Annotated in this window: 22 protein-coding genes; 12 read left to right on the forward strand and 10 right to left on the reverse strand. The window is 65.5% G+C overall.

Annotation, left to right across the window (positions count from 1 at the left end; genetic code table 11):
- Positions 1-5: 5 nt before the first annotated feature.
- Positions 6-1,076 (reverse strand): heat-inducible transcriptional repressor HrcA, encoded by a 1,071-nt coding sequence (gene hrcA, locus ACTVZP_RS05105; protein ID WP_443211021.1) that lies wholly within the window; start codon positions 1,074-1,076, stop codon positions 6-8.
- 133 nt (positions 1,077-1,209) lie between these two features.
- Between hrcA and rph the strand changes: the two genes are divergently transcribed.
- The 5 genes from rph to ACTVZP_RS05130 are packed head-to-tail and all read left to right on the forward strand — an operon-like array spanning position 1,210 to position 4,416.
- Entirely contained in the window at positions 1,210-1,923 is a 714-nt protein-coding gene (gene rph, locus ACTVZP_RS05110; RefSeq protein ID WP_443211022.1) for a ribonuclease PH, read from the forward strand.
- Positions 1,920-2,531, forward strand: a complete 612-nt coding sequence (gene rdgB / locus ACTVZP_RS05115; protein WP_443211023.1) for an RdgB/HAM1 family non-canonical purine NTP pyrophosphatase — start codon at positions 1,920-1,922, stop codon at positions 2,529-2,531. Before rph ends, rdgB begins: the two co-directional genes overlap by 4 nt.
- Complete coding sequence (locus ACTVZP_RS05120) at positions 2,528-2,902, forward strand: RidA family protein (RefSeq protein WP_443211024.1); 375 nt, start codon at positions 2,528-2,530, stop codon at positions 2,900-2,902. The genes rdgB and ACTVZP_RS05120 overlap by 4 nt, the downstream gene beginning before the upstream one ends.
- A 2-nt stretch (positions 2,903-2,904) precedes the next feature.
- The gene (gene hemW / locus ACTVZP_RS05125; RefSeq protein WP_443211025.1) at positions 2,905-4,062 is read left to right on the forward strand and encodes a radical SAM family heme chaperone HemW; all 1,158 of its coding nucleotides are present in this window, start codon (positions 2,905-2,907) and stop codon (positions 4,060-4,062) included.
- Positions 4,063-4,416, forward strand: coding sequence for a YbaN family protein (locus ACTVZP_RS05130; RefSeq protein ID WP_443211026.1), 354 nt, complete (start codon positions 4,063-4,065; stop codon positions 4,414-4,416).
- On the opposite strand, the gene ACTVZP_RS05135 is transcribed toward ACTVZP_RS05130, so the two are convergent.
- The 7 genes from ACTVZP_RS05135 to hemJ all read right to left on the reverse strand — a co-directional run bounded on the left by ACTVZP_RS05135 (position 4,391) and on the right by hemJ (position 11,823).
- A complete protein-coding gene (locus tag ACTVZP_RS05135; protein ID WP_443211432.1) occupies positions 4,391-5,293 on the reverse strand; it encodes a ParB/RepB/Spo0J family partition protein in 903 nt (300 codons plus the stop codon). The genes ACTVZP_RS05130 and ACTVZP_RS05135 overlap by 26 nt on opposite strands.
- Complete coding sequence (locus tag ACTVZP_RS05140; RefSeq protein ID WP_443211027.1) at positions 5,293-6,117, reverse strand: ParA family protein; 825 nt, start codon at positions 6,115-6,117, stop codon at positions 5,293-5,295. Before ACTVZP_RS05140 ends, ACTVZP_RS05135 begins: the two co-directional genes overlap by 1 nt.
- Complete coding sequence (gene rsmG / locus ACTVZP_RS05145) at positions 6,110-6,730, reverse strand: 16S rRNA (guanine(527)-N(7))-methyltransferase RsmG (protein ID WP_443211028.1); 621 nt, start codon at positions 6,728-6,730, stop codon at positions 6,110-6,112. The genes ACTVZP_RS05140 and rsmG overlap by 8 nt, the downstream gene beginning before the upstream one ends.
- Positions 6,730-8,595 carry a tRNA uridine-5-carboxymethylaminomethyl(34) synthesis enzyme MnmG gene (gene mnmG / locus ACTVZP_RS05150; protein ID WP_443211029.1) on the reverse strand — a complete coding sequence of 622 codons (1,866 nt, stop codon included), beginning with the start codon at positions 8,593-8,595 and terminating at the stop codon, positions 6,730-6,732. The genes rsmG and mnmG overlap by 1 nt, the downstream gene beginning before the upstream one ends.
- Positions 8,596-8,606: 11 nt before the next feature.
- Positions 8,607-9,893: a tRNA uridine-5-carboxymethylaminomethyl(34) synthesis GTPase MnmE gene (mnmE, locus tag ACTVZP_RS05155; RefSeq protein ID WP_443211030.1), complete on the reverse strand. Its 1,287-nt coding sequence runs from the start codon at positions 9,891-9,893 to the stop codon at positions 8,607-8,609.
- 24 nt (positions 9,894-9,917) lie between these two features.
- Positions 9,918-11,186, reverse strand: coding sequence for a transcription termination factor Rho (gene rho / locus ACTVZP_RS05160; protein WP_443211031.1), 1,269 nt, complete (start codon positions 11,184-11,186; stop codon positions 9,918-9,920).
- Between the two features lie 139 nt (positions 11,187-11,325).
- Complete coding sequence (hemJ, locus tag ACTVZP_RS05165) at positions 11,326-11,823, reverse strand: protoporphyrinogen oxidase HemJ (RefSeq protein ID WP_443211032.1); 498 nt, start codon at positions 11,821-11,823, stop codon at positions 11,326-11,328.
- Between the two features lie 382 nt (positions 11,824-12,205).
- Here hemJ and ACTVZP_RS05170 point away from each other — a divergent pair, with 382 nt between their 5' ends.
- Genes ACTVZP_RS05170 through dnaQ form a run of 4 tightly spaced genes read left to right on the forward strand, consistent with a single transcriptional unit; the run spans position 12,206 to position 14,907 of the window.
- Positions 12,206-12,799 (forward strand): Maf family protein, encoded by a 594-nt coding sequence (locus ACTVZP_RS05170; RefSeq protein ID WP_443211033.1) that lies wholly within the window; start codon positions 12,206-12,208, stop codon positions 12,797-12,799.
- Positions 12,796-13,635, forward strand: coding sequence for a shikimate dehydrogenase (locus tag ACTVZP_RS05175; RefSeq protein WP_443211034.1), 840 nt, complete (start codon positions 12,796-12,798; stop codon positions 13,633-13,635). Before ACTVZP_RS05170 ends, ACTVZP_RS05175 begins: the two co-directional genes overlap by 4 nt.
- Positions 13,632-14,225: a dephospho-CoA kinase gene (gene coaE / locus ACTVZP_RS05180; RefSeq protein WP_443211035.1), complete on the forward strand. Its 594-nt coding sequence runs from the start codon at positions 13,632-13,634 to the stop codon at positions 14,223-14,225. Before ACTVZP_RS05175 ends, coaE begins: the two co-directional genes overlap by 4 nt.
- On the forward strand, positions 14,218-14,907 hold the full coding sequence (gene dnaQ, locus ACTVZP_RS05185) for a DNA polymerase III subunit epsilon (RefSeq protein WP_443211036.1): 690 nt from the start codon (positions 14,218-14,220) through the stop codon (positions 14,905-14,907). Before coaE ends, dnaQ begins: the two co-directional genes overlap by 8 nt.
- Positions 14,908-14,910: 3 nt before the next feature.
- Here the strand turns inward: dnaQ and secB are convergent, their stop codons facing one another.
- Together secB and ACTVZP_RS05195 are read right to left on the reverse strand one after the other, a co-directional pair.
- Positions 14,911-15,411 (reverse strand): protein-export chaperone SecB, encoded by a 501-nt coding sequence (gene secB / locus ACTVZP_RS05190; RefSeq protein WP_443211037.1) that lies wholly within the window; start codon positions 15,409-15,411, stop codon positions 14,911-14,913.
- Positions 15,412-15,471: 60 nt separating this feature from the next.
- The gene (locus ACTVZP_RS05195) at positions 15,472-15,951 is read right to left on the reverse strand and encodes an FxsA family protein (protein ID WP_443211038.1); all 480 of its coding nucleotides are present in this window, start codon (positions 15,949-15,951) and stop codon (positions 15,472-15,474) included.
- 145 nt (positions 15,952-16,096) lie between these two features.
- Here ACTVZP_RS05195 and ACTVZP_RS05200 point away from each other — a divergent pair, with 145 nt between their 5' ends.
- From ACTVZP_RS05200 to ACTVZP_RS05210, 3 genes are read left to right on the forward strand one after another with little or no spacing between them, the layout of a single operon-like run.
- A complete protein-coding gene (locus tag ACTVZP_RS05200; RefSeq protein ID WP_443211039.1) occupies positions 16,097-16,756 on the forward strand; it encodes a Tim44/TimA family putative adaptor protein in 660 nt (219 codons plus the stop codon).
- Positions 16,756-17,781 (forward strand): murein transglycosylase A, encoded by a 1,026-nt coding sequence (gene mltA, locus ACTVZP_RS05205; protein WP_443211040.1) that lies wholly within the window; start codon positions 16,756-16,758, stop codon positions 17,779-17,781. Before ACTVZP_RS05200 ends, mltA begins: the two co-directional genes overlap by 1 nt.
- The gene (locus ACTVZP_RS05210) at positions 17,781-18,377 is read left to right on the forward strand and encodes a Smr/MutS family protein (RefSeq protein ID WP_443211041.1); all 597 of its coding nucleotides are present in this window, start codon (positions 17,781-17,783) and stop codon (positions 18,375-18,377) included. The genes mltA and ACTVZP_RS05210 overlap by 1 nt, the downstream gene beginning before the upstream one ends.
- The last annotated feature ends 26 nt before the right edge of the window (positions 18,378-18,403 follow it).

Consider the following 18,403-nt stretch of genomic DNA (forward strand, 5'->3'; position numbering starts at 1 on the left):
GCTCGTCATCCCTTGCCGCGGTCGGACACCAGCCGACCCACCAGCTGCGCCGTGTAGTCGACGATCGGAACGATGCGGCCGTAGTTCAGCCGGGTCGGGCCGATCACGCCAATGGCGCCGATGATCTTTCGATCCGCGTTCATATAGGGAGAGACCACCAGAGAGGAACCCGAAAGTGAGAAAAGCTTGTTTTCAGAGCCGATGAAAATGCGCACGCCTTCGCCGGCCTCGGCCAGTTCGAGGTATTCGGCGATGTCCCGCTTGCGCTCCAGATCGTCGAAGAGAGTGCGGATCCGCTCGAAGTCGGCGGCCTCCGCCCCGCCCTCCAGCAGGTTCGACTGACCCCTCACGATCAGCCGCTCCGACTGTTCGCCCGGGTTCTCCCAGACGGCGAGCCCGCTCTGCACCAGATCATGGGCCAGTGCGTCGATCTCCTGACGCCGACGGGTGATCTCCTGCCCGATGGTCTGGCGCAGATCTCCGAGCGTCCTGCCCTCGACCAGCGCGTTGAGGAAATTGGCGGCCTCGCGCATGGACGAGGCGGTCTGCCCCGACGGCGGCCGGAAGACCCGGTTCTCGACATGGCCATCGGCGAAGACGAGCACCACCAGCGCCCGGTCCGCCCCGAGGCTCACAAATTCGATGTGACGGATCGCCGCCTCATGCTTTGGCGCAAGAACGAGGCTCGCCCCCTGCGTCACGGCGGACAGCGTGGCCCCCACCCGGTCAAGCAGCGACACGACGTCATGCTCGTTGCCGCCGAAGGTCGAGTCGATCCGCTCGCGGTCCTCGTCCGAGACCTGACCGACCTCGAGCAGGCCGTCGACGAACATCCGCAGGCCGAGCTGGGTCGGGATCCGGCCGGCCGAGACATGCGGGCTGTCGAGCAGCCCCAGATATTCCAGATCCTGCATGACGTTGCGGATCGTGGCGGCGCTCACCTTCTCGGACATGTGCCGGGTCAGCGTGCGCGAGCCCACGGGATCGCCCGACGCGAGATAGCCTTCGACCACGCGGCGAAAGACCTCGCGCGAGCGGTCGTTCATCTCCGAGAGCATCCTGCGGCCGTCGTTCATGCTGCTGCCTTCCAAGCGACTGCCGACTTTAGCGAGCCGCGTCCGCGCCCGTCAATCGGGCTTGCCCCTGATCAGGGTTGCATCCGTGGCCGCCGGGGGCCTATCTGGCGGCGTTCCAGACATGAGGTTTTCCATGCGTCCTTCCGGCAGAAAGCTCGACCAGATGCGGTCGGTGTCCATCGAGCCCAACGTGATGAAACATGCCGAGGGCTCTTGCCTCATCCGCATGGGCGAGACGCATGTGCTCTGCTCGGCCTCGATCGAGGACAAGCCCCCGCCGTTCCTGAAGAATACCGGCCTCGGCTGGGTGACTGCCGAATACGGGATGCTGCCGCGCGCCACCACGTCCCGCAACCGGCGCGAGGCTGCTTCGGGCAAGCAGAGCGGCCGCACGCAGGAGATCCAGCGCCTGATCGGCCGCGCGCTGCGCGCGGGCGTCGACCGCTCGGCGCTCGGCGAGCGCCAGATCGTGATCGATTGTGACGTGCTGCAGGCCGATGGCGGCACGCGCTGCGCCTCGATCACCGGCGGCTGGGTCGCGCTGCGGCTCGCGGTGAACAAGCTTCTGAAGGCGGGGATCATCGTCTCGGACCCGATCGTCGACCATGTGGCGGCGGTCTCCTGCGGGATCTACGCGGGCCAGCCGGTGCTGGACCTCGACTATGCCGAGGATTCGACTGCGGGCACCGATGGCAACTTCGTCCTCACCGGGCGCAATCGCCTGATCGAGGTGCAGATGTCGGCCGAAGGCGCGAGCTTCTCGCGCGACGAGATGGGACAGCTCCTCGATCTCGCCGAGGCTGGCATCGCGGGTCTGGTGGACGCGCAGAAGGCCGCGCTCGGATGACGCGGAAGTTCTCGGGCGACCGCCTGCTCGTCGCCACCCACAACAAGGGCAAGCTCGAGGAGATCCAGCATCTCTTCGAGCCCTTCGGGATCGAGGTCGTTTCGGCGGGTGAGCTGGGTCTGCCCGAGCCGGAAGAGACCGAGACCACCTTCGTGGGCAACGCCCGCATCAAGGCCCATGCCGCGGCAAAGGCGGCGAACATGGTGACCCTTGCCGACGATTCCGGCATCACCATCGACGCGCTCGACGGTGCGCCGGGCGTCTATACCGCCGACTGGGCGATGACGCCCACGGGCCGCGATTTCGGGAAGGCGATGACGGAGACCTGGGCCAGGCTCGAAGCCATCGGCGCCCCCTTTCCCCGCAAGGCGCAGTTCCGCTGCACGCTGGTGCTGGCCTGGCCCGACGGGCATGACGAGGTCTTCGAGGGCGTGATGCCCGGGCAGGTCGTCTGGCCGATGCGGGGCGAGCAGGGCCACGGCTACGACCCGATCTTCCAGCCCGACGGCAGCGAACTGACTTTCGGCGAGATGGACCGCTGGGAGAAAAACGAGATCAGCCACCGCGCCCGCGCCTTCCGCAACCTCATGCACGGATGCTTCAAGTGAAACGTATCTCGAGCGGATCGCCCTTCGAGGCGAAGATGGGCTACTCGCGGGCCGTGGTGAAGGGCGACTGGTGCTTCGTCTCGGGCGTCACCGGCTACGACTACAAGACGATGGCCATGCCCGACGGCATCGCGGCCCAGGGCCGGAACTGCTTCGCAACCATTGCACGGGTTCTTGAAGAGGCCGGTTTCACGATGGCCGACATCGTGCGGGTGCAGTATACGGTCACCGATGCGGCGCTGGTCGAGGCGCTGGTTCCCGTGCTGGGGGACGTGCTGGGCGAGATCAGCCCGGCCGCGACCATGGTCATCGCCGGGCTGATCCGCCCCGAGATGCTGGTCGAGATCGAGGTGACAGCCTTCAAGGGGTAGCGATGGACGACTGGCGGAACGGCGGCTTCGGGCTTTACCTGCACTGGCCGTTCTGTCAGTCGAAATGCCCCTACTGCGATTTCAACTCCCATGTGGCGGCCAGCATCGATCAGGACCGCTGGCAGCGCGCCTATCTCTCGGAGATCCGCCGACTGGGTGCCGAGACCGAGGGCCGGGTGCTGAACTCGGTCTTCTTCGGCGGCGGCACACCCTCGCTGATGGAGCCGGACCTCGTGGCGGCCATCCTCGAGACGGTGCGCGCGACCTGGCCGTTCGCGAATGACCTCGAGGTCACGTTGGAGGCCAATCCGGGCTCGGTCGAAGCCGGCCGCTTCCGTGGCTACCGGGACGCGGGCGTCAACCGGATCTCGATGGGGATTCAGGCACTGAACGACGCCGACCTGAGACAGCTCGGCCGCCTGCATTCCGTCGCCGAGGCGCGGGCGGCGTTCGACGTGGCGAGGTCGACCTTTGACCGGGTGAGCTTCGACCTGATCTATGCCCGGCAGGACCAGACGCTGGATCACTGGCGGAGCGAACTCGCCGAGGCGCTGTCGATGGCCGCCGATCACCTGTCGATGTATCAACTTACAGTTGAGGATGGCACGGCATTCGGCGAACGTTTCAAGCGAGGCAAGCTGCGTGGCCTGCCGGAAGAGGAACTGGCGGCAGACATGTATGCCCTGACGCAGGAGTTGTGCGAGGCTGCCGGTCTTCCGGCCTACGAGGTTTCGAACCACGCACGTCCGGGCGCTGAGTCGCGGCACAACCTGATTTACTGGCGCGGCGGCGACTATGCCGGCGCGGGCCCCGGCGCGCATGGGCGACTGACGTCCGCGAACGGTCGTTGGGCAACCGAGACGCCGAAAGCACCGGGGGAATGGCTCGACCGGGTCGAACGCAGCGGAAATGGCGAATTGCCACGTTCGAGGCTGGACCGGGAAGAGCATGCGCTCGAATATCTGATGATGGCGCTCCGACTTCGCGAGGGCCTGGACAGCGAGCGTCATGCCGCGCTGGCCGGTCGACCGATGGACCGACAGCGCCTTGCCGACCTGCGGGAGATGGGCATGATCGAGACGGAGAACACCCGACTTCGCGCCACCATGGAGGGCAGGCTGGTGCTCAACTCCGTCATCGCTGCGCTGGCGAGCGCATAGATGCGGTTGCTGTGGCTCTTTGCGGGCCTCGCCTCGGTCGGCTTCGGCGTGCTCGGGATCTTCCTGCCGCTGCTGCCGACGGTCCCCTTCCTGCTGCTCGCCGCCTTCTGCTTCGCCCGCTCGTCCGAGCGCCTGCACGGCTGGCTCGTCACCCATCCGGTGCTCGGACCGCCGATCCGTGACTGGGAGAGATCGGGCGCCATCTCGCCCCGAGGGAAGAAGATGGCGACGCTGTCGATGCTGGCCGTCTTCGGCCTCTCCGTCGGGATGGAATTGCGCCCGACGATCCTCGCGGTTCAGGCGGCGGTGCTCTGCGCCTCGGGCCTTTTCATATGGACCCGTCCCTCGGCATGACCGAGAGCGTCCGGCAGAGCGTGTCGAGATCGTCGAGCGTGTTGTAGCGGATCGAGAGCCGTCCGCTTTCGCCGCCCGGCTCGTGATCGATGGTCACCGCCATCTTGAGATTGGCCGATAGATCCGCCTCGAGTGCACGCGTGTCGGCATCCTTCTCCCGCCCGCCACGGGGAGTATTCGGTCGCCGCTTCTCGGCAGTCCCCCGTGCGAGTCGTTCGGTGTCGCGGACCGACAGGTTGCGCGCGATGACCTGCCGTGCCAGGTCCGAAGCATTGGGCGTGGTGATGAGCGCTCGCGCATGGCCCGCCGTCAGCTTCCCCTCACGAAGCCACGACTGCACGTCGTCCGGAAGTTGCAGCAATCTCAGAAGGTTAGCAATGTGCGAGCGGCTTTTCGACAACGCTTCCGCCAGCTTCTCCTGCGTATGGCCAAACCGATCCATCAACTGGCGATAGCCCATGGCCTCCTCGACAGCATTGAGGTCGGCGCGCTGAATGTTCTCGATGATGGCGACTTCGAGCACCTCCGTATCGTCGAACTCGCGCACGATCACCGGCAGCTCGTGCACCTGCGCAAGCTGGGAGGCCCGCCACCGGCGTTCTCCCGCGACGATCTCGTAGCGATCCGTTTCGGGGATCGGCCGGACGATCAGCGGCTGGATCACGCCCTTCTGTCGGATCGAGGCGGCCAGATCCTCCAGCGCCTCCGGGCCGAAATCACGCCGCGGCTGGTTCGGGTTGGGGACCAGCTTCTCGACCGGCACCAGCAGATCGGCCCGGCGGCCAGCGCCCTGCCCGGCTTCGGCCTCGACCTGAATATCCGCCATCAGTGCGGACAGCCCGCGCCCAAGCCCACGACGTTCCATCTTCTTCTCCATCAACAGGCGGCCTCTCGCTGCACCGAAAAGCCGTGCCGCGTCGCGATCTCCTGGGCCAGCGCCCGATAGGCTTCGCTCCCCTTCGACCCCGAGTCATAGGCAAGCACGGGCAGCGCATAAGAGGGCGCCTCACTCACCCTCACATTGCGCGGGATCATCGTCCGGAACACGAGGTCGCCGAGGTTCTGCCGGGCGTCGCCCTCTACAAGTTGTGACAGGTTGTTGCGCTTGTCATACATCGTGAGGAGAACGCCTTCGATCTTCAGCGCCGGGTTAGCAGTGCTGCGCACCTCGCGAATGGTGAGCATGAGCTGCGACAGGCCTTCAAGGGCGAAGAACTCGCTCTGAAGCGGGACCAGGACCGAGTCGCAGGCGATGAGCGCATTGACCGTCAGCAGGCTCAAAGATGGCGGACAGTCGATCAGGATGTAGTCGAAGCCGAACCGCTCCATGTCGTCCTGCCGGAGCGCTTCGCGCAAGAGCTGGCTGCGCCGCTCGTTCACCGCCAGTTCGATGTCGGCCGATGCCAGATCCGCATTTGCCGGGCAGATGAAGAGCGTGTCCGTCCGAGTCGGCTGGATCACCTCGTCGAGCGCCGGCTTGTCGAGCAGCAGGTCATAGCTCGTCTTGGCCCGGCGGCTGGCTTCGATGCCAAGGCCTGTCGAGGCATTGCCCTGGGGATCGAGGTCGACCACCAGGATGCGCGCACCAAGCTCCGCCAGACCGGCGGCGAGGTTGATCGCAGTTGTGGTCTTGCCCACCCCTCCCTTCTGGTTGGCGATGGCCATGACGCGTGGCTTTCTGGGTCGGATCGGATCAGACATGGGCCAGGGCTCTCAGCTTCAGGATGACGGCTTCGGGATCGGTAAGGCTCGTGTGAATCTCCAAGTCCATGTTCCACGACTGGCGCGCCGCTGCAATCTCTGCGGCATGCCCAGCACCCTTCGGGAAGAGGCAGATGCCGTGCCGCGCCAGATGGGGGTCTGACAGTCGGCAGAGATCAGGCAAGGGAGCCAGTGCGCGAGCGCTGATCACGTCGGCCTCCTGCGGCGGGAGGTCCTCGACGCGCGTCGCTTGAATGGTCGCCGACAGTCCAAGCTCGCGGCAGGCCGTCCGCAGGAAGGTTGCCTTTCGCTTGTCCGATTCAACCAGAACGAATTGGGACTCTGACGCGGAAGCCGCGGCGAGGATCGCGATCACTATCCCCGGAAAGCCGGAACCGCTGCCCAGGTCCAGCCAAAGGTCAAAGCGCGCGGGGCGGTATCGCCACAGTTGCGCCGAATCCATGATGTGGCGCGACCAGATCGCAGGCAGCGTCGATGCCGACACCAGATTGATCGCAGGATTCCATTTTCGAACAAGGTTTGCGTAGCCTCGTAGACGCTCCGATGTTTCACGTGAAACATCAAGAGCAGCAAGAACCGCCGATTCTTCCACTAGATCACCGCGCGTTCCCGCCCCGACCGGCGCAGGCGCGCGAGGATCAAGGTCAGCGCGGATGGCGTCATGCCCTCGATTCGCGCAGCTTGCGCCATGGTTGCCGGACGCAGGCGCGTGAGTTTCGATTTCAGCTCTGCCGACAGCCCTGACAGCGGTGCGTAGTCGAAGTCGTCCGGAATACGAATCGCCTCATCTCGCTTCAGTGCCAGCGCTTCCTGCTCCTGCCGGAGAATGAATTGCGCGTAGAGCGCATCCCGGGACAGTTGCGCCTGAACGTCATCCGGCAGGTCCCGATAGCCGGCAACGGCCTGCCCGATCAGTTCCGCGGCTTCCTCACCGAACGCCATGACGGCATACGCCGACCGTCGCGCTCCATCCTGGCTGATCCGTATCCCAAGGGAAGCAAGCTCTGAGGGAGTGAAGCTGCACGATTGAAGCATACGCCGCCCGACCGTCAGTTGATCGGCCTTCTTAAGATAGCTCTCGCGCCTCATGTCACCCACGCAACCCAGGTCAATACCTGTCTGGGTCAGACGCTGGTCGGCGTTGTCAGCGCGCAAGGACAGCCGAAACTCCGCACGAGAGGTGAACATCCTATACGGCTCTGTAACGCCGCGACTTGTCAGATCGTCGATCATGACGCCAATATAGCTTTCCGATCGCCCGAAGATGATCGGATCTCGCTCTTGCACCGAAAGCGCAGCGTTCAAGCCAGCCGCAAGGCCCTGGGCTGCAGCCTCTTCATAACCTGTGGTGCCATTGATCTGGCCAGCGAAGTACAGGCCGGGGATCGACTTGACCTCCAGAGTCGGGCGCAGTTCACGCGGATCAAAATAGTCATACTCGATCGCATACCCGGGCTGGAGGATGGTCGCCCGTTCCAGCCCGGCGATCGTGCGGACGTAAGCCTCCTGAACCTCAGCCGGGAGAGAGGTGGAGATTCCGTTGGGGTAAACCGTGTGGTCCGCGAGCCCTTCCGGTTCCAGAAACACCTGGTGCTCGGTTTTGTCGGCGAACCGTGTGATCTTGTCCTCGATGGACGGGCAATAGCGCGGACCGACACCCTCAATGTGCCCACCATACATTGCGGAGCGCTGAAGATTGTCCCGCACTATCTGGTGCGTGCGTTCATTGGTGTGTGTAATCCCGCAGGCAATCTGACGCGCCGTCGGCGTGCGATTGAGGAAGGAGAACATCACCGGATCCTCATCACCCGGTTGCTTCTCAAGCCTCTCCCATTCAATCGTCCGGCCATCAAGGCGCGGCGGGGTGCCTGTCTTGAGTCTTCCACGAGCGAGGTTGAGTTCGGAGAGCCGCTGCGCGAGTCGGCAAGAGGGCGCATCACCCATCCGCCCGCCCGGCTGTCTTCTGTCTCCGATATGTATAACCCCATTCAGGAAGGTGCCGGACGTCAGAATCACGCGCTGCGTCGGTAGACGCGAACCGTCCGCAAGCAGAACAGCCCGAATCTTGCCATCTCGGACTTCCAGATCGACGACTTCTCCCTCAACAATGTCGAGATTTGGATGCGCACTCAACATGCCTTGGACAGCACGACGGTAGAGCGCGCGATCGGCTTGCGCCCTCGGCCCCTGCACCGCCGGACCCTTCTTGCGATTCAACAAGCGGAATTGGATGCCCGCTTCGTCCGCTGCCCGCCCCATGATCCCGTCGAGCGCGTCAATCTCTCGAACCAGGTGCCCTTTTCCGAGGCCGCCGATGGCCGGATTGCAGGACATGACGCCGATACCATCGCGGCGCAAGGTGACCAGCGCGACGTGCACGCCCATGCGCGCTGCGGCCGCGGCCGCTTCGCTGCCGGCATGCCCACCACCGATGACAACGACATCATAATGTTTCACGTGAAACATCCTCACTTTCCGATACAGAAGCTGGAGAAGATCTCGCCAAGCAGTGCTTCCACGTCCACCCTACCCACGAGGGAGTCGAGCGCGCGGATCGCCCGCCTCAGATCTTCCGCCATCAGTTCCGTCTGCTGTGCGCCTTCCAATATCGCACCTTGCACCGATTCCATAGCCCCGATAGCGCGCTCGATCGCAAGCCTGTGCCGTTCCCGCGTCAAGTTTCCGGCACCGGCGCTACGGGCCTGCAGACGTTCGGTCAGCTGAGCGATCAGATCCTCAAGTCCTTGGCCGGTCACACCAGAAACCGCAAACCCGTCCGTGCGCCTCAGGTCTGCCTTTCCCTGCACTACGAGATCGTCAGGCTTAACCGCAACACCGGAGAGCGGACCGCTGTCATCCAGCAGAAAGATGCGCAGGTCGGCGGCTTCCGCTCTCGCCACGGCCCGATCTATGCCAAGGGTCTCGATAGGGTCCGAGGTTTCACGCAGCCCAGCCGTGTCCAGGAGGGTGACGGGCAGACCCTCCAGATCCATGCGGACTTCGATGACATCACGGGTGGTCCCCGCAATCTCCGATGTGATGGCTGCCTCGCGCCGCGCCAGTGCATTCAGCAGCGTGGACTTACCCGCATTCGGCGCACCCACGATCGCCACTTCAAAGCCGTCGCGAATACGTTCCGCAACCCGTGCTCCCGCAGCCTCTTGTCTCAGGTCTGCAATCAGACCGTTCAGCAAGTCCAGAACTTCCGGGAACACGTCCACCGGAACGTCCTCGTCGGCGAAGTCGATGGTTGCCTCTAACAGCGCCGCTGACCGGATCAGGTCGGATCGCCAGCGCTCGGTCTTCTGACCAATGGCGCCGGAAAGAACCTTCAGCGCCTGGCGCCGCTGTGCTTCGGTCTCGGCGTCAATCAGATCCGCCAGACCCTCGACCTGGGCGAGATCCAACTTGCCGTTCTCCAGCGCCCGCCGTGTGAACTCGCCGGCTTCCGCGAGGCGAAGGCCCGACTGCTCCGACAACGCCCGCAGAACGGCCGTGATCGCGGCAGCACTGCCATGAAGGTGAAGCTCGGCAGAGGTCTCCCCCGTGAAGCTCGCCGCCTCTGCAAACAGCAGGATCAGCGCCTCATCAAGCACCTCGCCCTTCCACTTCAGCTTCCGGAGCGCTGCCTGTCGGACGGGCGGCAGCGCAACGCCAAAGGCGGCCACTGCTGCATGCGCCTGAGGGCCGGAGATACGCACGATCGCCACCCCGGCCTTGCCGCGAGCGCTGGCCAAGGCGTAGATCGTGTCCATTCGGCTTCCCGCAGGTCGGATGGCTCAGGTATTCATCGAGTCGAAGAACTCGGCATTGCTCTTCGTCTGCCGCAGCTTCGAGATCAGGAACTCGATGGCATCGGTCGTGCCCATCGGGTTCAGGATCCGGCGCAGCACATAGGTCTTCTGGAGGTCCGACTTGTCCACCAGCAGATCCTCCTTCCGGGTGCCCGACTTGAGGATATCCATGGCCGGGAACACCCGCTTGTCCGCAACCTTCCGGTCGAGAACGATCTCGGAGTTACCGGTGCCCTTGAACTCCTCGAAGATCACCTCGTCCATCCGGCTGCCCGTGTCGATCAGGGCCGTCGCGATGATCGTCAGGGATCCACCCTCCTCGATGTTCCGCGCAGCACCGAAAAACCTTTTCGGTCTCTGCAGGGCGTTCGCATCGACACCGCCGGTCAGAACCTTGCCGGAGGATGGCACCACGGTATTGAACGCCCGGCCGAGCCTCGTGATCGAATCGAGCAGGATGACGACGTCGCGCTTGTGTTCGACAAGGCGCTTTGCCTTCTCGATCACCATCTCTGCCACCGCCACGTGCCGCGTTGCCGGCTCGTCGAAGGTCGAGGATACCACCTCGCCATTGACCGACCGCTGCATGTCCGTGACCTCTTCGGGTCGCTCGTCGATGAGCAGGACGATCAGGTAGCACTCCGGATGGTTGGTCGCGATCGAATGCGCGATGTTCTGCAGCAGCACGGTCTTGCCGGTGCGCGGGGGCGCCACGATGAGCCCTCGCTGACCCTTCCCGATCGGCGCCACGAGATCGATGATCCGCGCAGACCGATCCTTCATCGTCGGATCGTCCACTTCCATCTTCAGCCGCTCATCGGGATAGAGCGGCGTCAGGTTGTCGAAATGGACCTTGTGCCGCGCCCTCTCCGGATCGTCGAAGTTGATCCGGGTCACCCGCGTCAGACTGAAGTAACGCTCGTTCTCGCGCGGCGCGACGATCACGCCCTCCACCGTGTCCCCCGTGCGCAGCGAGAACTGGCGCAGGATCTCGGGCGAGACATAGATGTCGTCCGGGCCCGGCAGGTAATTGGCTTCGGGCGAGCGCAGGAAGCCGAAGCCGTCCTGAAGCACCTCGAGCACCCCGTCACCGCCGACCTCGTATCCCTCCTCCGCATGCTCCTTGAGGATCGAGAACATCATCTCGCCCTTCCTCATCGAGGGCGCGTTCTCGATCTCCCACTCCTCGGCCATCGCCAAAAGATCGGCCGGGGTCTTGGCTTTCAGGTCCGCGAGATTGAGGCGTTCTGTCATGACACTGCCGTTCATCATGGGCACCGCCAGAGAGGCGGTTGGATTCGGGTCGGAGACGGGAGATGCAATGGGCCGGACGGCCCCGCAACGCCGCACATAGGCCTTGGGCCGCTCGGAGTCAATCTTCTTGGCCTGCGGCTCAGAGGCCCCAGTAGTTCCACTTGGCCACCGCCGAGAAGACAATGACCAACATCAGCAGGGTCGGAAGTTCGTTCATCATCCGGTAGGTGCGCCCGGCGCGGCTGTTTCTACCGGCGGCGAAATCCTTGCGGCGCGCAGCGAGCCACATGTGGAACACGGTCATCGCAATCACGCAGAAACCCTTCGTCCAGGGCCACAGCAGCGACCAGTCCACGACGCCCGGCGTGAAAACAAGAACCAGCCCGAAGAACCAGGTCGCGATCATCGCGGGGTTCATGATCGCGCGCAGCAACCGGCGCTCCATCGTCTGGAAGAGGGCATCCGTCTCGGTGCCCGTCTTCACCACCTCGGCGTGATACACGAAGAGACGCGGCAGGTAGAACAGACCCGCCATCCAGGCCAGCACCGAAATCACGTGAAGCGACTTCGTCCACAGATAGTAGTCGGCCAGGAAAGCGCCCATCGTCATCTCCTCGAAGCGGTCGGCCATCCTCATAAGAAAAGAAAGAAAAGAATGGAATGATGCAGTAGGGCGCAGGGATAACTGGATTTGCCAGCTTCTCCCGGTGTTCATCCACAGCCCTGATGCTGGGGGCGACGGTGTGTATGGATGTGGATGACTTCCAGGCGCCAAACGGAAAACCCGTTTCATCAGATACTTGCGCCGCATCCTCCCTGTGGATGAAGCCCACCGCCTGCGTCCCCAGCCTCTGGATAGCTGCTTCGTCCACCACGGCTGCGAATGCTTGTGCACGAGTGGACAACTGTGGCTCTTTGCCCGATAACATGGCATCTTGACGGCCATAGGTCACCGACAGCCCGGCTTGTGCCGGATTCGCCGTCAGGAACAGAAGCAGACTATCCACAGCCTCCTCCCCATGCGCCTCCTTCTTGCCTCTGCCTCGGAAACGCGGCTCGCGCTCCTTCGGGCCGCGGGACTGGAACTGGAGGCGAGCCCGCCCCGGATCGACGAAGAGGGCGCGCGGGCCGCGCTCGAGGCCGAGGGCGCCTCGCCCCGCGACGTGGCGGATGCCCTCGCCGAAATGAAGGCGCAGAAGCTTGCCGACCGGAACCCCGACGCGCTGGTCCTCGGATGCGATCAGGTCCTCGCCTTCGACCGCGAGGTCTGGGGCAAGGCCGCCACCCCTCAGGCGCTTTACGAACAGCTGCTCCGGTTGCGCGGCAGGACCCACAAGCTCATCTCGGCCGTCGTGCTCTATGAGGAAAACCGGCCGGTCTGGCGCCATGCGGAAGAAGTGCGTCTCACCATGCGCGAGTTTTCGGACGACTGGCTCGAAGACTATATCGCTCGCAACTGGCAGACCGTGCGCGATTCGGTTGGCGGCTACCACCTGGAGGGCGAGGGTGTGAGGCTGTTCTCGACGGTCGAGGGCGACTACTTCACCGTTCTCGGCCTGCCACTCTTGCCGCTCTTGAATTATCTGGGTCAAAGAGGCTTCATCCCGACATGACGCAACCTACGCGCATCCCGCTCGCGGGGGTGATCGGATCGCCCATCGCCCACAGCCGCTCGCCGGCCCTGCACGGATACTGGCTGAGGCGCTACGGGCTGAAGGGCCACTACATCCCGATGGACATCGCACAGATCGACCTGCGCGATGCTCTGGCCATGCTGCCCCGGATGGGCTTCGTCGGCTGCAACGTGACGATTCCGCACAAGGAAACGGTGCTCGCCATGGCGGATATCGTGACCGACCGTGCGGCTCTGATCGGGGCGGCCAATACGCTGATCTTTCGCGCAGACGGCAAGATCCACGCGGACAACACCGACGGGACAGGCTTCATCGCAAACCTGCGCCAGAACGCTCCGGGCTGGCAGCCGCAGTCCGGGCCGGCGGTGGTCTGGGGTGCGGGCGGCGCGGCGCGTGCCGTGATCGCCGCCCTGATCGAGGTGGGCGTCCCCGAGATCCGACTGTCGAACCGAAGCCGCGCACGCGCCGACGCGCTGCGCTCGGACTTCGGTGCGAAGGTCCAGGTGCACGATTGGGTGCAGGCAGGCAACATCCTCGAGGATGCGGCGACGGTCGTGAACACGACGTCGCTCGGCATGGTGGGCAAGCCCGATTTCCGCGTTCCGCTCGACGCGCTGAGCCCGAAGGCCGTGGTCTCCGATCTCGTCTATGCCCCTCTCAGGACGACGCTTCTGGTCGAGGCCGAAGCCGCGGGATGCCGCGTCGTCGACGGGCTTGGCATGCTGCTGCATCAGGCCGCGCCCGGTTTCGAGCGCTGGTTCGGCGTCCGTCCCGAGGTGGACGAGGACACGCGCGCGGCCGTCCTCGCGTCATGAGGCCGTTCCGGCTCGGCCTCACCGGCTCCATCGGCATGGGCAAGTCGACCACTGCCGCCCTCTTCGCCGAAGAAGGCGTGCCGGTCTGGGATGCGGATGCTGCCGTTCACCGCCTCTACTCATCCGGGGGCGCCCTCGTCGCCCCCGTGGCAGCCCTCTGCCCCGAGGCGATCCGCGACGGCGCGGTGCATCGGCCGATCCTCCGTGACTGGATCGCGGCCGATCCGGCGGCCCTGCCCCGGCTCGAGGCTCTGGTCCATCCAGCCGTTGCCGAGGATCGCGCCGCCTTCCTCGCCGGCAGCGCCGCCGATGTCGTGCTGCTCGACATCCCGCTCCTCTTCGAGAAGGCTTACGAGACGGATATGGACGCGACCCTTCTCGTCACCGCTCCGCCCGCCCTGCAGCGGGCCCGCGTCCTGTTGCGCGGGACGATGACCGAAGCGCAGTTCGAGGCGATCCTTGCCCGCCAGATGCCGGACAGCGAAAAGCGCGCGCGCGCCACCCACATCATCGAGACGCTGGGGCTCGAGGCCGCGCGAGCCTCTGTCCGGGCGCTCCTCGCCTACATCCGGGAGACCGCAGATGCGTGAGATCGTCCTCGACACCGAGACCACCGGCTTCGAGCCCTCCGACGGTCACAGGATCGTCGAGATCGGCGCGGTGGAGCTTCTCAACCACATGCCGACCGGCCGCACCTATCACCAGTACATCAACCCCGAGCGGCCGATGCCGACGGAGGCCTTCGAGGTTCACGGCCTCGGCGACGAGTTCCTGCGCGACAAGCCGGTGTTCGCGGCGGTGGGCCGCGATTTCCTGGACTTTGTGGGCGAGGCGCGGCTGGTGATCCACAACGCCGCCTTCGACATGAAATTCCTGAATTTCGAGCTGGGGAGGGCCAACCTGCCCCGGCTGCCGCTGGACCGTGCACTCGACACGCTCGCGCTGGCGCGGCAGAAGTTTCCCGGTTCGCCCGCCACTCTCGACGCGCTCTGTCGGCGGTTCGGTGTCGACAACTCGGCGCGCGAGAAGCACGGGGCGCTGCTCGACAGCGAGATCCTGGCCGAGGTCTATCTGGAACTGCTCGGCGGACGGCAGCCCGATTTCGGTCTTGCCACCGTGGCGGGTTTGCGCCCCGGCAGCCCCGAGGCCGAATGGCGTCCGCGTCCCCGGCCCCACCCGCTGCCGCCGCGGATCACCGAGGAGGAAGCCGCCGCCCATGCCGCCTTCGTGGCGAAGCTGGGCGACGGCGCGATCTGGCTCAAGCGGGCCTGACCCTCACTGGACGGGCTGGTCGGCCTTCTGCGCCTCGGCGCGGCGGGCAAGCTCCATCCGGTAGAGCGCGAGGAAATCGACCGTGTCGATGTTCAGCGGCGGGAAGCCGCCATCCCGCGTCACATCCGAGATGATGCGGCGCACGAAGGGGAACAGCAGCCGCGGGCACTCGATCAGCAGGAACGGGTGAAGCTGCTCTTCCGGCACGTTCTCGACGTGGAAGATACCGCCGTAGTCGAGCTCCAGCAGAAACAGCGTTTCGGCCGACCCCGACTTGTTCTTCGACGTCACCTTGAACTTGGTGATCACCTCGTACTGGTTCTCGACGCTGCGCTTGCGGGCATCGAGGCTGACCTGCACCTGAATGTCGGGCTGGACGTCGCCGCCCTGCAGGCCCTTCTGGGCCACCATGTTCTCGAACGACATGTCGCGCACGTATTGCGCAAGCACCTGCATCCGGATCTGCGGTGCGGCCTCGGCAGGCGCTCCGTTGGTATCGGTCATCGTGTCACTCCCTGGGTCACGGGCCATTTGCGGCGGGTGTATCAGGTCGGGGGCTGCGCCTCAATGCCGCGTCCAGCCGGAGTTTCCCGGCGAATGTCGCGGCGGAGCCAGCGGATCCCGAGGCGAAGTGTCCACCTCGTAATATTCCGCGTCGATCGGGCCGTCGTGTCGCTCGGGCGCGCGCCAGCCTGTGGTCCGCACCTGCACGTTGCGGCCCAGACGCCGGATGACCGCCCGCCGAACCGGAGGGATCAGAAGCAGAAGCCCCAGCGTGTCGGTGAAGAAACCGGGCAGGATCAGCAGCCCGGCAGCCAGCGAGACGACGGCTCCGTCGGCCACCAGCGCCAGCGGATCCATCCGCCGCGACATCTGCAGCGCAGCCTGCATTTCAACGCCCTGCCGCCGCAGAAGCGATACGCCGAGAACCGCCGTCGCGAAGATGATGAGAAGGGTCGCCAGAAGGCCGATCGCGCCGCCGATGGTGACGAAGAGTGCGATCTCGAGGATCGGCAGGGCGAGAAAGGCCGCGAGTGGCCACATGAGAGCCTCCATCTGTCGAGCGACTTTGCGGGTGCGGCGGTGGACTTGCCGCGGCCCCTCCCCTACATAGGGAGGGAAAGCCGTTCATACCAACCCCGATGTGCCGCGGGACTTCAGGCCCGACGCCCCCCGACCGAGGTTAAAAATGAGTTCGTCCCTGATCCAACTGCTGGTGCTGGCCGGGATCGCCGTCTTCCTGATCATCAAGCTCAAGAGCGTTCTGGGCACCCGCGAGGGTTTCGAGAAGCCGCCGGTTCCCCTGGAAGATCCGCGGCCACGCGCACGGCGCGACTTCGAGGTGATCGAGGGCGGGCCGGACCGCGACATCATCGACCACGTCGCCGACGGCAGTCCCTCGGCCAAGGCGCTGGCCGGGATGAAGATGGCCGAGCCGGGGTTTTCCGTATCGGAATTCCTGACCGGCGCCCGCGGGGCGTACGAGATGATCGTGATGGCCTTCGAGAAGGGCGAACTCGAGCAGATCCGGCCTTTCCTGTCGCCGGAGGTCTTCGAGAGCTTCGAGGATGCCGTCCGCGCCCGAGAAGACGAGGGGCTGAGCGTCGAGGCGACGTTCCTTGGCCTGCGCGAGATCGACATCCACGAGGCGTCGTTCGACCGTGACACCCGCATCGGCCAGATTGCCGTCCGCTTCGTGGGCGAGCTGACCTCGGTCGTCCGCGACCGCAGCGGGCAGGTGGTCGAGGGCAGCCCCAGCGAGGTCAAGCGCCAGCGCGACGTCTGGACCTTCGAGCGTCACATGGGTGCCAACGACCCGAACTGGCAACTCGTCGCCACCGGGGAGTGATGCGTGGCCTTCTTCGCGCGCTGGCGGTCTGTGCCGTGACGGCGGCGTCCGGTGGCGCGTCTGCTCAGGTCCTCGACTTCGAGGCTCTGGACGGGTGGACCGAGGACGACCACGTCGAAGCGCTCGCGGTCTTCCGCCAGACCTGTGATCTGCTCAAGGATCCGGAATGGGGGCCGCTCTGCGGGCTGGCCCGCAACACGGCGGAGCGACCCGAGGCCGCGCGCGAGTTCTTCGAGCTGTTCTTTCGGCCCGTGCAGGTCGGCGACCCGCCGGCGCTCTTCACCGGCTACTACGAGCCCGAACTTCCGGGGTCTCCCGTGCGCACCCCGCGCTTCGCCTGGCCGATCTACGCCCGGCCGCCCGAGTTGCAGGACGGGGCTGTGTGGCGCAGCCGCGCCGAGATCGACGCAGGCCTGCTGGCGGGGCGCGGTCTCGAGATCGCCTGGCTCGACGATCCGGTCGAGGCCTTCTTCCTGCAGGTCCAGGGCTCGGGGCGGATCCGCATGCCCGACGGCCGCGTTCTGCGCGTGGGTTTTGCGGGCAAGAACGGCCATCCCTACGTCTCGGTAGGCAGGGAGATGGTGCGGCGGGGCCTCCTGCGCCTCGAAGAAGCCTCGGCGCGGACCATCCGCGCCTGGGTCAGGCGCAACCCGCTCGAGGGTCAGGCGCTGCTGGCGGTGAACCCGTCCTACGTCTTCTTCCGGAAGCTGCCGCAACTGGCCGCCGACAAGGGGCCGATCGGCGCCATGGGCCGGTCGATCACCACGTTGCGCAGCATCGCGGTCGATCCGCTCTATACGCCGCTCGGCGCGCCCGTCTGGGTCGAGAAGGACGGTCACCGTCCTCTGCGGCGGCTCTTCGTGGCGCAGGACACCGGCGGCGCGATCAAGGGGATGCAGCGCGCGGACATCTTCTACGGCACCGGCGACCGCGCTGGCGAGATCGCGGGCGAGGTCAAGGACGGCGGGCGGATGATGGTGCTGCTGCCCATCGACCGGGCCTTCGCCATGCTGCCCGAGAACTGATGGCCCGGCGGCGCACCCTCCGCCCCGACGAGGAAGAGCTCTGGCAGGCCGTCGCACGGTCGGCCCAGCCTCTGCACCCGCAACGCATCCGCAGCCATACGCCGAAGGCGGAGTCTGCGCAGCACATGGTCGAGGCGAAGGGGCATTCGCCCGCGATCCCGCACTTCCGGGTCGGCGAGAAGGCCCGTCACGTGCCGGGCCACGACATCCTCCCCGCCCTGCGGGACCAGTTGGCCACCCAGCCTCTGCGCATGGACGCCAAGAGCTTTGCCCGGATGTCGCGTGGCAAGCTCTCGCCCGAGGCGCGGATCGACCTGCACGGCATGACCCTCACCGAGGCGCATCCCGAGCTGATCCGCTTCGTGCTCAACGCGCATGCCGACGGACTGCGTCTGGTTCTGGTCATCACCGGCAAGGGCAGCAGGCGGCCCGACGACCACGGACCGATCCCGCAGCGGCAGGGCGTCCTGCGCCATCAGGTGCCGCTCTGGCTGAGGATGCCACCGCTTGGCGCGGTGGTGCTGCAGGTTGCGGTTGCGCATCTCAGGCACGGCGGCGACGGGGCCTATTACGTCTATCTCCGCCGCGGCCGCTGAGGCCGACCATTCACGCTTCGCGAACG

Source organism: Rhodobacter sp. NSM (assembly GCF_052244495.1).
In the GTDB taxonomy this organism is placed as follows: domain Bacteria; phylum Pseudomonadota; class Alphaproteobacteria; order Rhodobacterales; family Rhodobacteraceae; genus Cereibacter_A.

Coding starts and splice junctions, on each gene's coding strand:
- hrcA (WP_443211021.1), bottom strand. CDS start 1,076: ATGAACGACGGCCGCAGGATGCTCTCGGAGATGAACGACCGCTCGCGC.
- rph (WP_443211022.1), top strand. CDS start 1,210: ATGCGTCCTTCCGGCAGAAAGCTCGACCAGATGCGGTCGGTGTCCATC.
- rdgB (WP_443211023.1), top strand. CDS start 1,920: ATGACGCGGAAGTTCTCGGGCGACCGCCTGCTCGTCGCCACCCACAAC.
- hemW (WP_443211025.1), top strand. CDS start 2,905: ATGGACGACTGGCGGAACGGCGGCTTCGGGCTTTACCTGCACTGGCCG.
- ACTVZP_RS05130 (WP_443211026.1), top strand. CDS start 4,063: ATGCGGTTGCTGTGGCTCTTTGCGGGCCTCGCCTCGGTCGGCTTCGGC.
- ACTVZP_RS05135 (WP_443211432.1), bottom strand. CDS start 5,293: ATGGAGAAGAAGATGGAACGTCGTGGGCTTGGGCGCGGGCTGTCCGCA.
- ACTVZP_RS05140 (WP_443211027.1), bottom strand. CDS start 6,117: ATGTCTGATCCGATCCGACCCAGAAAGCCACGCGTCATGGCCATCGCC.
- mnmE (WP_443211030.1), bottom strand. CDS start 9,893: ATGGACACGATCTACGCCTTGGCCAGCGCTCGCGGCAAGGCCGGGGTG.
- rho (WP_443211031.1), bottom strand. CDS start 11,186: ATGACAGAACGCCTCAATCTCGCGGACCTGAAAGCCAAGACCCCGGCC.
- hemJ (WP_443211032.1), bottom strand. CDS start 11,823: ATGAGGATGGCCGACCGCTTCGAGGAGATGACGATGGGCGCTTTCCTG.
- ACTVZP_RS05170 (WP_443211033.1), top strand. CDS start 12,206: ATGCGCCTCCTTCTTGCCTCTGCCTCGGAAACGCGGCTCGCGCTCCTT.
- ACTVZP_RS05175 (WP_443211034.1), top strand. CDS start 12,796: ATGACGCAACCTACGCGCATCCCGCTCGCGGGGGTGATCGGATCGCCC.
- coaE (WP_443211035.1), top strand. CDS start 13,632: ATGAGGCCGTTCCGGCTCGGCCTCACCGGCTCCATCGGCATGGGCAAG.
- dnaQ (WP_443211036.1), top strand. CDS start 14,218: ATGCGTGAGATCGTCCTCGACACCGAGACCACCGGCTTCGAGCCCTCC.
- secB (WP_443211037.1), bottom strand. CDS start 15,411: ATGACCGATACCAACGGAGCGCCTGCCGAGGCCGCACCGCAGATCCGG.
- ACTVZP_RS05195 (WP_443211038.1), bottom strand. CDS start 15,951: ATGTGGCCACTCGCGGCCTTTCTCGCCCTGCCGATCCTCGAGATCGCA.
- ACTVZP_RS05200 (WP_443211039.1), top strand. CDS start 16,097: ATGAGTTCGTCCCTGATCCAACTGCTGGTGCTGGCCGGGATCGCCGTC.
- mltA (WP_443211040.1), top strand. CDS start 16,756: ATGCGTGGCCTTCTTCGCGCGCTGGCGGTCTGTGCCGTGACGGCGGCG.
- ACTVZP_RS05210 (WP_443211041.1), top strand. CDS start 17,781: ATGGCCCGGCGGCGCACCCTCCGCCCCGACGAGGAAGAGCTCTGGCAG.